Genomic DNA, 13,167 nt, shown 5'->3' with positions numbered 1-13,167 from the left:
GTTAAAAATTGAGGATATTACGAATTTCACTTACATAAGATTGGCTAATAGGCAGTGTCATATCATTAATTAAAGTTACTTGGAAATTAGAGGTTAAGTCACGTGTAATAGTTTTAATATAATGGATATTGATAATGTAAGAGCGATGAATACGCAAAAACTGTTTAGGTAAAGATAGTTGTAACTCTTTTAAAGTAATTGATGTTTTATGTTGCGTACCTTTTTCATAGAACCAGGTTTTTTTATTTAAGCTTTCAATATACATAATATCTTCAATTAATACAGGGCTCCAACCATTATCATCTTTACCTGTCAAAAAATTAATTGGCTCTTTATCTGGGAAAGAAAAGTGCATTGGTAAAATGACAATAAGTGCTGCACGTTCATTGTTAATAAGAATGGGATAGCCGATACCGTAATATGGCTGATTAAATAAAGTTTCATCCATCATGGCATCAATTTTACTATTACTTGTGAGAACAGCGTGTGCTACGCTGTTTTTTTGTACAGGTGTACCTACGCTTAACTGAAACTGATCGGTTGTAGAAGAAAAATAAATATACTCATTATGCAAGGCAATGGCAATAGAACTTTGCTTTGGTAGCCAGTCAGCTAAAATTGTTTGGTAATGCATAGCCATTTCATGAGCTACAGTTGTTATAGATTGTGTCATCATAAAACCTCCCAATATGTAATTTAATTGTTAATTCTATCTAGGTAGCTTACAGTTCATCTCGATTATATCGTATTTTGTCGGAAAAGAGTGACAATTCTGTGTACCTGTTATATATTAATGTACAACAAGTTCAACTGTTATGGAACAGTTAATTTATAAAAGTTGAGCTGTACACAAACAAATGGGAAGGTGTGGAGTAATATGTCAACACGTCAAGAGAAGATTCAAGCATTAGAAAAGAATTGGTCAGAGAATAAACGCTGGGAAGGAATTGACCGCGGGTATTCGGCTGAGGAAGTAGTAAAGTTACAAGGGTCAGTAATTATTGAGCAAACGTTAGCTAAGCGAGGCGCAGCTCGCCTATGGAATTCTTTACATGAAGAGCCATTCATCAATGCACTAGGCGCATTAACAGGTAACCAAGCGGTACAACAGGTTAAAGCAGGTCTAAAAGCAATCTACTTATCAGGTTGGCAAGTAGCTGCGGATGCAAACTTGTCAGGTCAAATGTATCCTGACCAATCGTTATATCCAGCAAACTCTGTACCAGCAGTTGTAAAGCGTATTAACCAAGCATTACAACGTGCAGACCAAATTGATCATACTGAAGGACGCGAAGATGGTTTCGACTGGTTCGCACCAATCGTAGCAGATGCTGAAGCAGGCTTTGGCGGACCACTTAACGTATTTGAATTAGTAAAAGGTATGATTGAGGCGGGCGCAGCTGGTGTTCACTTAGAAGACCAATTAGCTTCTGAAAAGAAATGTGGTCATTTAGGTGGTAAAGTATTACTTCCTACGCAAAATGCTGTACGTAACTTAATTGCAGCTCGACTAGCAATGGATGTTATGGATACAGAAACAATTTTAATTGCTCGTACAGATGCAGATGCAGCAGATATGGTTACATCGGATATTGATCCACGTGATGCAGACTTTATTACAGGTGAACGTACGCCTGAAGGTTTCTTCCGTACAAAGCCAGGCATTGAACAAGCAATTGCGCGTGGTTTAGCTTACGCACCATATGCGGACTTAATCTGGTGTGAAACATCACATCCATCATTAGAAGAAGCGCGTCAATTTGCGGATGCAATTCATGCTGAGTTCCCAGGGAAGATGCTAGCGTATAACTGCTCACCATCATTTAACTGGAAAGCAAATCTTTCTGAAACAGATATTGCAGAGTACCAACGTGAGTTAGGTAAGATGGGCTACAAATTCCAGTTCGTAACGTTAGCTGGTTTCCACTCATTAAACCACTCAATGTTTGAGCTTGCTCATGCATATAAAGATGAGGGCATGGCTGCATACTCTCGCTTACAACAAGCTGAGTTTGACTCAGAAGTTAAAGGCTATACAGCAACGAAGCACCAACGCGAAGTAGGTACAGGTTACTTTGATGATGTGTCACAAGTTATTTCAGGTGGTACTTCTTCTACTACAGCAATGGCAGGCTCAACTGAAACAGCACAGTTCTAATTTTTAAGGGATGGGGGTTTTGACATGGAACAAGCTACAAGTTCAATTAAAATTATTGGAGAGCAAAACGAACAAACAAAAGAAGTATTAACACCAGAAGCTTTGGCTTTTGTGCAATCACTTCATGAAAAGTTTGATGCTCGCCGTAAGGAATTGCTCGCGCTACGCCAAGAACGTCAAAAACGTCTCGATCAAGGTGAAAAACTCGACTTTTTACCTGAAACAAAGGCAATCCGAGAGGGAGATTGGACAATTGCGCCACTCCCTGCGGACTTGCAGGATCGTCGCGTAGAGATTACGGGTCCAGTGGATCGTAAGATGGTTATCAACGCCCTAAACTCAGGTGCGAAGATGTTCATGGCTTGCTTTGAAGATGCTTCAGCACCAACATGGGAAAACATGATGAGTGGTCAAATTAATATGCGTGATGCGATTAATAAGACGATTGAGTTTCATCAAGCCTCTAACGGTAAATCGTATAAGCTAAATGATGAAACAGCAACATTATTAGTGCGCCCACGCGGTTTGCACTTAATGGAGAAGCACGTATTAGTAAATGATGAGGAAATCTCAGGCGGCTTCTTCGACTTTGGTTTGTACTTCTTCCATAATGCTAAAAATGCATTAGCTCAGGGGACTGGGCCTTACTTCTATCTGCCAAAGCTAGAAAGTCACTTAGAGGCACGTTTATGGAATGATATTTTTGTCTATGCAGAGGATTATATCGGCATTCCACAGGGGACGATTAAAGCAACAGTACTTATCGAAACCATTATGGCTGCCTTTGAAATGGACGAAATTTTATATGAACTACGTGAGCACTCAGCTGGGCTGAATTGTGGACGTTGGGATTATATCTTTAGCTATATTAAGCGTCTGCGCAATCAGCCAGATGTGATTTTACCAGACCGTGGTCAGGTAACGATGACAGTACCATTTATGCGCGCTTACACGCAATTATGTATTAAAACCTGTCATAAACGTAATGCCCCAGCAATTGGTGGTATGGCGGCACAAATTCCAGTAAAAGGCGATGATGCGGCAAATGAAGCTGCATTTGCGAAAGTTGCAGAGGATAAGCGTCGCGAGGCTACTGACGGTCATGATGGTACATGGGTTGCTCATCCAGGTATGGTTGCGATCGCGATGGAGCAGTTTGATGATGTTATGAAAACACCGAATCAGATTGATAAAAAACGTGAGGATGTTAATGTTGTAGCTGATGATTTGTTAGCTGTGCCAGATGGTACGATTACAATCGAAGGCTTACAGACAAACTGTAGCGTAGGTGTACAGTATATTGCGTCATGGTTACGTGGGCAAGGTGCAGCACCAATTAATAACCTAATGGAGGATGCAGCAACTGCTGAAATTTCTCGTACACAGGTTTGGCAATGGATTCGTCATGACAAAGGTATTTTAGAAGACGGACGCGGTATTACAGAACGCTTTGTGTTAGAAGTTTTAGACGAAGAACTTGTGAAAATTAAAGAGGCTGTTGGGGAACAAGCTTATGAAAGTGGTCGTTATGATGAGGCGGCTGAACTATTCAAATCTTTAATTACACAAGATGAATTTGTTGAGTTCTTAACACTACCAGGTTACGCAAAGTTAAGTTAAGTCAGTAAAAGTCACAGAACAACTCTCCTAATTTTAACATATAACATTCAAAACCATCGCAATGCTGTTGTCGAATGCGGCTAGCGATATTGGCAGACTTACCCCTCGACAGTAGGAATGCCAGAGAAACGTGTAAGGTTTAGACAAAGGGGTCTAGATAATAAGGGAAGAAAGCCTTGTAGCAACTTGCTATAAGGCTTTTTTGACTTTACTGCGAGTATGAGCTCATTAAGCCGTATATTTTACGTATTTTTTGCTATAGTAAGACTATGAAGAGTAGAGGAGGAAGGGTATGAACACAATTTTAGTTGTAGATGATGATGCACATATTTTAAAATTAGTAAATATCCATCTCGTACAGGCAGGCTATCAAGTGATTCAAGCGAGTTGTGCAGATGATGCACTTGAGCAATTAGATACAACCTTACCTGATTTAGCTATTGTAGATGTAATGATGCCAGGCATGAATGGCTTTGAACTTACAAAGATTTTAAATGAAGATTACAATATTCCTGTTTTATTATTAACAGCTAAGGGTGAGCTTGAAGATAAAGAGAAGGGTTTTTCGGCAGGGTCTGATGATTATGTTGTTAAGCCATTTGAGCCGCGTGAGTTGTTGTTTAGAGTTGCTGCTATTTTACGTCGCTTTGATAAAAAGAACCAAGAAACCTTTGAAGTGGGAGATATGTTTATTGACCGACGTAGCTTTGAGGTGACGATTGGTAACCAAACGTTAATGCTACCTTTAAAGGAGTTTGAGTTATTAGCATTGCTTGCTTCACGCCCTAATCAAGTATTTCCTCGTGCTACTATTATGGAGCAAATATGGGGCTTTGATTATGAAGGAGATGAGCAGACATTAAATACGCATATTAAACGTATTCGAGAGCGTATTGCTAAGCATACAAACTGTGTTGCCATTACGACAGTGCGTGGTGTTGGCTATAAATTAGAGGTGGACGGTGCATGTTAAAAACACTTTCAAGTAAATTTGCACTTACCACGCTATTATTAATGCTCGGCAGTTTATTGCTGGGCTTTTTCTTTACGAATACGTACTATCACCAAATTATTAAAGCACCTAATGATGCAAAGAACGTAGAGATTGCCAAGACGATGGTAGCTTATATTGAGCAAGAGCATGTAAAGAAGCTCGATGATTATTTTACGATGCTCGGCGAAACAGGTTATCAGCTTTATGTCGTTAAGGATGATGGTACTAAAACATTTTATGGCGGTACTTTTCGAGATAAGGCGCTTGAAACAAGTACAGTTGAGAGTGTAATGTCTGGCACTACGTATCATGGGATGCGCGATTTTCCACGTGAAACATTTGTGATGGGTTTTTTTGCGAATGAGCTTGTCAATACAATTGGTGTACCTTTTACTTATGAGGGTGAAGATTATGCATTGTTTATGCGCCCTAATATTAAGTTGCTATTTTCTGAAGTGCATCGTATTTTAGGCGCTCTTATGTTAGCAATGTTTGTACTAAGCTTAATTGGTGTTATTGTATTGGCTCAAACAATCATTAATCCTATAAAAAAATTGACACTAGCTACACGTGATATTGCGCATGAAAACTTTGATGCACCTTTAGAAATTGAGCGTGTTGATGAAATTGGACAGCTCGCTAATAGCTTTAAGCGAATGACGGATCAATTGCAGGAAAATGATGAAATGCGTAAGGAGTTTATTAGTAATGTATCGCATGATTTTCAATCTCCGCTTTTAAATATTCAAGGATATGCAACTTTATTAGCGCAACCTAATTTAACTGAGGAAGAGCGCGCGGAGTATGGTGAGATTATTGAAATTGAAACCAAGCGCTTGTCCAAATTAACAAAGCAATTATTAGTGCTAACTACACTAGATAGCTCTACGCGTAAGCCAAAGCGTGAGGTTTTTGATTTAAGTGCGCAATTAAAGGATACTGTGCGCAAATATCGCTGGCAGATTGAGGAGCACCATATTGATTTTTCTTATACGATTGCGCCTGTGATGTTTAAAGGGGATGCAGGTTTACTACAAAATATTTGGGATAATATTATTGCTAACGCTATTAAATATAGTGAAGAGGGCGCTTATATTGAACTAACCCTTGAAGAAACAGTAGATGATGTAGTTGTGACAATACAGGACACAGGTATTGGTATGAGTGAGGAAGCGCTCGCGCGTATTTTTGAACGTTTTTACCGCGCGGATGCATCTCGTACGAAGCACGGTACGGGTTTAGGTTTGCCTATTGTTAAGCAAGTTGTAGAAAAACATGAAGGGCATATTGATTTAACCAGCGTTTTAGGAGAGGGAACTACTGTGAAAATAACACTACCTAAGATGTAATTTGGAGTTCATATAAAGTTCATATTGGGAATTTATACTACAAGTAATAACAAAAGTAATGGAGGAATTAACCATGGAAAAACAATGGGCAATTCGTTTAATTCGCTTAGCAGCGATTTTTGGATTATTTGGTGCTTACTTAGGTTCTCATATGGCAGGCGCAGGTAGCTACGCAATGAAGGCAGTGCATGTGCATATTTTACTTGTTGGTTGGTTAAGTATGTTTGCTTGGGGCATTTTCTATAAAAACTACGAAGTTCGTATTAAAAAATTAGTAACAGCTCAAGCAGTTACAGGTATTATTGGTGCCTTTGGTTTAGGTATTGGTATGTGGTTATTTTATGTTAAACCTTTCGCTATTAGCGAAGTTGTTAACTTAGTGTTCTTTATCGCAGGCGGTACTATTTTATTAGTAAGCTTTGCGTTATTCCTAGCTGTAACATTCTTTATTGATAAATCAAAAGCATAATTTGCTAAAAAGTAGCTCTACTAGAGGGCTACTTTTTTTATTTTAAAATATTTTCTGAATATTGTTGACATAGTTTATATAATAGCTTAATCTAAGTAACAACAAATGAATATCTTATCAAGACAGACGGAGGGACAGGCCCTGTGAAGTCGAGCAACCCCATTTTTATGGTAGGTGCTAAATCCTGCAGGACAAGTAGTTCTGAAAGATAAGTGTGTACGTGGACTTCTTTCAATCTAGTTGAAAGAAGTTTTTTATTGGAAAGGAAGGATAGTAATGATTGAAATTTTAAATGTAACAAAAGTCTATAAGTCACGTGGCACTAAGGTTACTGGCGTAGATGATGTGAGCTTAACAATAGATAGAGGGACAATATTTGGCATTGTTGGCTACTCAGGCGCAGGTAAAAGTTCTTTACTTCGTTGCATTAATTTATTAGAGCAACCTACCTCGGGTGACATTAAAATAAATGATGTAGCCATTACTAAATTAAAAGGTGAAGCATTACGACAAGCTCGTTTGAAAATCGGAATGATATTTCAACATTTCTATTTAATTCAGCAAAAAACAGTATATGAAAATATTGCTTTTGCGTTACGAGCAGCAAAATTCCCGGAAAATCAAATTAAACAAAGAGTGCATGAATTATTGGCGATGGTGGAGTTACAAGATAAAAGTGAAGCCTTCCCTGTTCAGTTAAGTGGTGGGCAAAAACAGCGGGTAGCGATTGCTAGAGCGATTGCGAATAACCCAGAAGTACTGTTAAGTGATGAAGCAACGAGTGCACTCGATCCACAGACGACAGTGGCGATTTTAAATTTATTACAAAAGATTAATCGAGAGCTAGGGATAACCATTGTTTTGATTACACATGAAATGCAAGTGGTTAAAGAAATTTGTCATCGTATGGCGATTATGCAAGACGGCAAAGTTATTGAGGAAGGTACTGTATATGATTTATTTGCCCATCCGAAAGAGCCGCTGACAAAGCATTTTATTTCTAATGTAGTGTCATTTGATATACCTCCTCATATTGTAGAAAAATGCACAGGCACGCTTGTTAAATTATTATTTAAAGGCGAAACTGCAGGCGAGGGGATTATCTCGGATGCCTTACAACAGTTTAAGTTACAAGGAAACTTTATCCATGGAGCTATTGAGTATATTGGAGAGCGCCCATTAGGGACATTTATTATGGAAGTTAACGGAGATGAGGCAACTATTACGCAAGCATTGGCGTATATTGCTAGTCGAGATGTAGAAGTGGAGGTGCTATAAATGATTGGTAGTTTAGGTCCTGAGATGATTAAAGCTTTTGGGGAAACACTGTATATGATTGGTATTGCCTTTTTCTTTGCGCTATTACTTGGTTTGCCTTTAGGTGTTTTATTATTTGTAACAGGCAAAGGTATGTTTTTAGAAAATCGATTAGTCCATACCTCATTTGGTTTTGTGATTAATATTGTGCGTTCGATACCTTATATTATTTTAATCGTAGCACTGATTCCATTAACACGTCTTATTTTATTTGGCAATGCCTATGGGCCAACAGCAGCGAGTGTATCATTAACAATTGCGGCGATTCCATTTTTTGCTCGACTTGTTGAAACATCCATGAAAGAAATTGATAAAGGTGTGATTGAAGCGGCTATAGCAGTAGGCGCAACACCTAAAATGATTATTAAAGATGTTTTATTGCCTGAAGCTAAACCAGGTATTATCCAAGGTTTAACAATTACCCTTATTAATTTAGTGGCCTTCTCAGCAATGGCGGGCTTTGTAGGCGGGGGTGGCATTGGTGATGTTGCCATTCGTTATGGGTATTACCGCTATGACAATATTACGATGTTTGTTACAGTGACGATTCTTATTATTTTAGTACAAATTATACAAATAACGGGTGACCGTTTATCAATTAAAGTAGACAAACGATAGGAGAGAATAAAATGAAAAAGATTATTTTAGCGTTATTAACTTTAGCAGTAGTTGCTGTACTTGGTGCATGCGGTGACGCAAAAACAGAAAAAGCAGATGATGATAAAACATTAACATTTGGAGCAACGGCAGGTCCTTATAGCGATATGTTAAAAGAAGCAATTGTACCAGAGTTAGAGAAAAAGGGGTATAAAGTTAAAGTTACGGAGTTTAGTGATTATATCCAACCAAATAATGCATTAAATAGCGGTGAGGTTGATGCTAACCTATTCCAACATACGATTTACTTAGAGAACTTTGAAAAAGAAAATAAGATGGATTTATCTGCATTAATTATTGTACCAACAGTACCATTAGGTTTATTTTCTAATAAATTCGCTTCTGTAGAAGAAATTACAGATGGCGCTCAAATTACTATTCCTAATGACCCTGTCAATGCAGCACGTACACTAGGTGTATTAGTAGATCAAGGTTTAATTGAAGTAGATGAAAGTGTCGAGGCTTTAAAAATTTCTGAAAAAGATATTACGAGCAACCCTAAAAATTTAAAAGTATTACCGTTAGAGGCGGGGCAATTACCACGCTCTATTGAAAGTACAGATATTGCAGCTGTACCAGGTAACTTTGCATTAGCTGCGAAATTAGATTTATTGGATGCCATTGCATTAGAAAATACGTCTGACCAGTTCCGTAATGTAGTAGCTGTAAAAACGGAAAATAAAGATAAGCAATTTGCAAAAGATATTATTGAAATTATTGAAGCGCCAGCATTCGAAAAAATTATTGATGATAAATTTAAAGGCTTTGGTAAACCAGAGTGGATGAAATAAAAAGCAACCCGTTGTCTATTGAGACGACGGGTTTTCTTGTTGCAATGATTTTTTTAGCCAATTTGTAGCTTCGGTATAGTCTTGTGCGACACCAATACCTTTTTTATATAGCATCCCTAATTGATATTGTGCTTTACTATGTCCATGATTTGCGGCAATACGATAGTATTTAGCTGCTTGTTTGGCGTCTTTTGGCACACCCTGTCCAAAATAATACATTTGTCCAAGTTGAAACTGAGCTTTAATATGCCCTTGATCTGCCGCTTTTTTAATCCACTGTGCAGCGAGTATATAGTCTTGAGCAACGCCGATGCCTTTATCATAAAGGTTACCGTACTCGTATTGTCCTTGGACATTGCCAAATTGTGCGGCCAGTTGGAAGTAATGCAAGGCTTGCTGTTGGTCATGCATAGTTTGGGCAAGGTAACCTAACTGTAGTGCTGCTTCGGGATGCTGTTGGGCAACCGCTTTTTCTAGCCAATGTTTGGCAAGTACAGTGTTTTTTTCGACCCCTTGTCCGTGTAGGTACATTTTAGCTAAGGCGACTTGTGAGTTAGCATTATTAGCAGCAGCCGCTTTTTCGAAATAATGTAAGGCTTTTTTGATGACTGGCTCATCATATAAATATAAGAGCCCAAGGTCATACATTGCAGGAAGATGCCCTTTTTCAGCTGCCCACGTTAACCACTGTGCAGCTTGTATGTAGTCCCCTTGTTGACGATAAAGCATACCAAGTGTAAATTGTGCATTCATGTGATCTTCTGTTGCGGCAAGTTTGAGCCATTTCATACATTCATCGATGTTTTTTTCGACCCCTTGCCCTAATTGATACAGTAAAGCTAATTGAAATTGAGCATTGGCATGATCTTGTAAGGCAGCAAGCGTAAACCAATGAGCAGCGAGTTTATTATTTTGTGCAATGGTAGTGCTTTTTCGGTAAATAAAACCAAGATTATATTGTGCGCTGGCATCGCCTGCTTTAGCCGCACGCTCAAACCAATGAATCGCTGTGTTACTATTTTTTTGAACGCCATTGCCATTGTAGTATAGAAAACCTAAATTATTTTGTGCACTCGTATTACCTTTTTCGGCAGCGAGCGTAAACCAATGTAAGGCTTCTTTAAAATCAATAGTGCGACCTAGCCCCTGATTGTACAAGACACCGATATGGTACGTGGCATCGGCATTGCCTAGCGCAGCGGATTGTTGATAATAATGCATGGCTTGTTGGTAATCTTGAGTAATAAATTTGCCAACGTGATACAGTAGCCCTAAACTAAATAACGCATTAGCATCTTGTTGTTTAGCTGCTAATTTATAATAATATAGCGCTTTATCAATATCTTTTTTAACGCCCATACCAGCCTCATATAACACACCTAAATTATACTGTGCACTCGAATAGCCCTGTTTAGCTGCCCGCTCAAACCATACAGCAGCGGCCGTATAATCTTCTTCTGGCGAAAGGTCAAATGGATTGAGTGGTGTGACAACTTCAACAGGTGGTGCTGTTACTTGAGAAGTGTAATTTTCATCAAAACGTTGAATATACCATTCGATAATATCTGCTAAGTAATCAATGACAATACGTGCAGATTTAGCCGTGACGACATCATTAGCAGATTGGTTAGTCATCTTCCAAACGAGATTCATTAGAAGATGAATGCGACGAGGATGGATTTTTGCTATAAAGGCTTTAGTTGTTAATAATACACGAGGTGATAAGGTAGTAGCTGTGGATTGCATTTCATCTTGATACACATAACGCACTATTTCTTCTACAGCAAGTAGGGCATGATGCAAACTTATTTTGGGATGTGTATTAGCATTGGTATAGGCAATTTCATAATTATGTGCCAATGCATGAAATTGAAGTACATGCAGTTTATAGCATTGTTCCTTCATAATATGTACATGAATCATAGTAGAGTGCCTCCTTTCTAGATTTATCTTTAAAAAATAAATTCTTACTTACCATATCGTCACATTGACTTAATATTGTAGGCTAGTAACAGGAAATATCGTACAATAAAAAGACTATATAGATGGAAAGGAGGATAGCTAAATGGTGGTAGAAAAAAAGCGTGTGCCCGTAAGACAGCCAAAGTATCAAAAAATTGCAGCTGATATTGCAACAAAAATTGTCGAAGGGCGTTATGTTGTAGGTGAAAAAATTTATGCACGTTCGTCATTGGCAAGTCAATACGGCGTTTCTGCTGAAACAGCGAGAAGAGCAGTCGCTGTATTACAAGATTTAGAGATTGTAGAGACCACTAAAGGAAGTGGTGTAGTTATTATTTCTTCCGAAAAAGCGGCGGCATTTGTTCATCAATATGGTGATGTGCAATCTGTGCAAGAGTTGCAAAATGATTTATTGGCGAGCGTAGCAAAACAACGAGAAGAACTGACAGAGCTAGAGCATACATTAACCCAATTAATCGAACGCACAGATCGTTTTAAAGCAACTAATCCCTTTGTGCCTTTTCAAATCGTTATTACAGAGCAAGCTTCACATTGTGGCGCTAATTTACAAACACTCAATTTTTGGCATAATACAGCGGCTACAATTGTAGGCATTAAAAATGGGCAGGAAATGTTATTATCACCTGGTCCTTACGCAACATTTAATGTAGGTGATACGATATATTTCATTGGTAACGAATCGTGCTTTGAGCGCGTGAAAAACTTTTTATTTAAAAACTAATGTAACCTCTTACACCCTTGCGCTGTCTAGCGTGAGGGTTTTTTATTAGGTAAATAGAGGGAGTTTTAAAATTGACACAAGTAACAACTCTTTGTTAAGGTAAGGTTGTTACTTTGTGGTTACTGTGAAGTTTGTTTGAATTTTGCTGTAATAACAAAAAAATTGAATCGTTTAATTAGTTATTTGATAAAAGTTGTTAGAGGGGAGTATCGTTTTTGGAAAAAATACGCGTAGAAAATGTTTCAAAAATCTTTGGCAAAAATATAAAAGAAGCCTTAGCTTTAGTGAAACAAGAAAAAAGTAAGACAGATATTTTAAAGGCAACAGGTGCGACAGTCGGCGTTTATGATACGAGCTTTACAGTAAATGAAGGCGAGATTTTCGTTATTATGGGGCTTTCAGGTAGTGGTAAGTCAACGTTAGTTCGTTTACTCAATCGCCTTATCGAGCCAACGAGCGGCAATATTTTTATTGATGGCGATAATATTTCCACTATGAATAAGGACGCCTTGCGCAAAGTACGACGTGAGCAAATGAGCATGGTGTTTCAAAATTTCGGGCTATTCCCGCAAAGAACCCTATTACAAAATACTGAATATGGATTAGAAATTCGTGGTATTGCGAAGTCAGAGCGTCGCCAAAAGGCCGAAAAGGCGCTAGATAATGCAGGCTTACTTGCATATAAAGACCAATACCCTAATCAGTTATCCGGCGGTATGCAGCAACGTGTTGGTTTAGCACGCGCCCTAGCCAATGACCCACAAATTCTATTAATGGATGAAGCATTTTCGGCGCTTGACCCATTAATTCGTAAAGAAATGCAAGATGAGTTGTTGGAGCTGCAAGAAAACGTACAAAAAACGATTATTTTCATTACGCATGATTTAAATGAGGCCCTCCGTATAGGTGACCGTATTGCGTTAATGAAGGATGGTCAAATTATTCAAATTGGTACGGGTGAGGATATTTTAACGAACCCAGCTAATGATTATGTACGTAACTTTGTTGAGGATGTTGACCGCTCACGCGTGTTAACAGCAGAAAATATTATGGTACGACCTATTTCGGTAAACGTGGAGTTAGACGGACCTAAGGTAGCATTACAACG

At 38.4% G+C, this 13,167-nt stretch carries 12 protein-coding genes and 1 riboswitch; of the genes, 10 read left to right on the top strand and 2 right to left on the bottom strand.

Annotated elements, in window-relative coordinates; translation table 11 throughout:
- Position 1 precedes the first annotated feature (1 nt).
- Entirely contained in the window at positions 2-673 is a 672-nt protein-coding gene (locus CH76_RS12265; protein ID WP_152553340.1) for a LytTR family DNA-binding domain-containing protein, read from the bottom strand.
- Between the two features lie 204 nt (positions 674-877).
- Here CH76_RS12265 and aceA point away from each other — a divergent pair, with 204 nt between their 5' ends.
- The 8 genes from aceA (at position 878) to CH76_RS12225 (ending at position 9,355) form a co-directional block, all read left to right on the top strand.
- A complete protein-coding gene (gene aceA, locus CH76_RS12260) occupies positions 878-2,158 on the top strand; it encodes an isocitrate lyase (protein ID WP_036146778.1) in 1,281 nt (426 codons plus the stop codon).
- A 24-nt stretch (positions 2,159-2,182) separates the two neighbouring features.
- Positions 2,183-3,778, top strand: coding sequence for a malate synthase A (gene aceB, locus CH76_RS12255; protein WP_036146775.1), 1,596 nt, complete (start codon positions 2,183-2,185; stop codon positions 3,776-3,778).
- 292 nt (positions 3,779-4,070) lie between these two features.
- The gene (locus tag CH76_RS12250) at positions 4,071-4,751 is read left to right on the top strand and encodes a response regulator transcription factor (protein ID WP_036146772.1); all 681 of its coding nucleotides are present in this window, start codon (positions 4,071-4,073) and stop codon (positions 4,749-4,751) included.
- Positions 4,745-6,121: a cell wall metabolism sensor histidine kinase WalK gene (locus CH76_RS12245; protein ID WP_036146769.1), complete on the top strand. Its 1,377-nt coding sequence runs from the start codon at positions 4,745-4,747 to the stop codon at positions 6,119-6,121. The genes CH76_RS12250 and CH76_RS12245 overlap by 7 nt, the downstream gene beginning before the upstream one ends.
- Before the next feature lie 73 nt (positions 6,122-6,194).
- Positions 6,195-6,590, top strand: a complete 396-nt coding sequence (locus CH76_RS12240) for a hypothetical protein (RefSeq protein WP_036146767.1) — start codon at positions 6,195-6,197, stop codon at positions 6,588-6,590.
- A gap of 111 nt (positions 6,591-6,701) precedes the next feature.
- A riboswitch (SAM riboswitch) is annotated at positions 6,702-6,805 on the top strand.
- Between the two features lie 61 nt (positions 6,806-6,866).
- On the top strand, positions 6,867-7,868 hold the full coding sequence (locus CH76_RS14015; RefSeq protein ID WP_036146765.1) for a methionine ABC transporter ATP-binding protein: 1,002 nt from the start codon (positions 6,867-6,869) through the stop codon (positions 7,866-7,868).
- A complete protein-coding gene (locus tag CH76_RS14010) occupies positions 7,869-8,525 on the top strand; it encodes a methionine ABC transporter permease (protein ID WP_036146763.1) in 657 nt (218 codons plus the stop codon).
- A gap of 11 nt (positions 8,526-8,536) precedes the next feature.
- On the top strand, positions 8,537-9,355 hold the full coding sequence (locus CH76_RS12225; RefSeq protein ID WP_036146760.1) for a MetQ/NlpA family ABC transporter substrate-binding protein: 819 nt from the start codon (positions 8,537-8,539) through the stop codon (positions 9,353-9,355).
- Between the two features lie 15 nt (positions 9,356-9,370).
- Here the strand turns inward: CH76_RS12225 and CH76_RS12220 are convergent, their stop codons facing one another.
- Positions 9,371-11,278, bottom strand: a complete 1,908-nt coding sequence (locus CH76_RS12220) for an SEL1-like repeat protein (RefSeq protein ID WP_235190399.1) — start codon at positions 11,276-11,278, stop codon at positions 9,371-9,373.
- 142 nt (positions 11,279-11,420) lie between these two features.
- Between CH76_RS12220 and CH76_RS12215 the strand changes: the two genes are divergently transcribed.
- Positions 11,421-12,059, top strand: a complete 639-nt coding sequence (locus tag CH76_RS12215) for a GntR family transcriptional regulator (RefSeq protein ID WP_036146757.1) — start codon at positions 11,421-11,423, stop codon at positions 12,057-12,059.
- 215 nt (positions 12,060-12,274) lie between these two features.
- Positions 12,275-13,167: glycine betaine/L-proline ABC transporter ATP-binding protein (locus tag CH76_RS12210; RefSeq protein WP_036146755.1), on the top strand; the 893-nt coding region annotated here is incomplete at its 3' end.

Origin of the sequence: Lysinibacillus sp. BF-4, assembly GCF_000743635.1 — a bacterium.
In the GTDB taxonomy this organism is placed as follows: Bacteria; Bacillota; Bacilli; order Bacillales_A; family Planococcaceae; genus Metalysinibacillus; species Metalysinibacillus saudimassiliensis.
The sequence above is the reverse complement of the archived record's forward strand: the minus strand, read 5'-3'. Positions and strand labels throughout refer to the sequence as shown.

Excerpts from the sequence above, each read along its gene's own strand:
- CH76_RS12240 (WP_036146767.1), top strand. The coding sequence starts at position 6,195 with ATGGAAAAACAATGGGCAATTCGTTTAATTCGCTTAGCAGCGATTTTT.
- CH76_RS12220 (WP_235190399.1), bottom strand. The coding sequence starts at position 11,278 with ATGATTCATGTACATATTATGAAGGAACAATGCTATAAACTGCATGTA.
- aceA (WP_036146778.1), top strand. The coding sequence starts at position 878 with ATGTCAACACGTCAAGAGAAGATTCAAGCATTAGAAAAGAATTGGTCA.
- CH76_RS12215 (WP_036146757.1), top strand. The coding sequence starts at position 11,421 with ATGGTGGTAGAAAAAAAGCGTGTGCCCGTAAGACAGCCAAAGTATCAA.
- CH76_RS12265 (WP_152553340.1), bottom strand. The coding sequence starts at position 673 with ATGACACAATCTATAACAACTGTAGCTCATGAAATGGCTATGCATTAC.
- CH76_RS12245 (WP_036146769.1), top strand. The coding sequence starts at position 4,745 with ATGTTAAAAACACTTTCAAGTAAATTTGCACTTACCACGCTATTATTA.
- CH76_RS12225 (WP_036146760.1), top strand. The coding sequence starts at position 8,537 with ATGAAAAAGATTATTTTAGCGTTATTAACTTTAGCAGTAGTTGCTGTA.
- aceB (WP_036146775.1), top strand. The coding sequence starts at position 2,183 with ATGGAACAAGCTACAAGTTCAATTAAAATTATTGGAGAGCAAAACGAA.
- CH76_RS14015 (WP_036146765.1), top strand. The coding sequence starts at position 6,867 with ATGATTGAAATTTTAAATGTAACAAAAGTCTATAAGTCACGTGGCACT.
- CH76_RS14010 (WP_036146763.1), top strand. The coding sequence starts at position 7,869 with ATGATTGGTAGTTTAGGTCCTGAGATGATTAAAGCTTTTGGGGAAACA.
- CH76_RS12250 (WP_036146772.1), top strand. The coding sequence starts at position 4,071 with ATGAACACAATTTTAGTTGTAGATGATGATGCACATATTTTAAAATTA.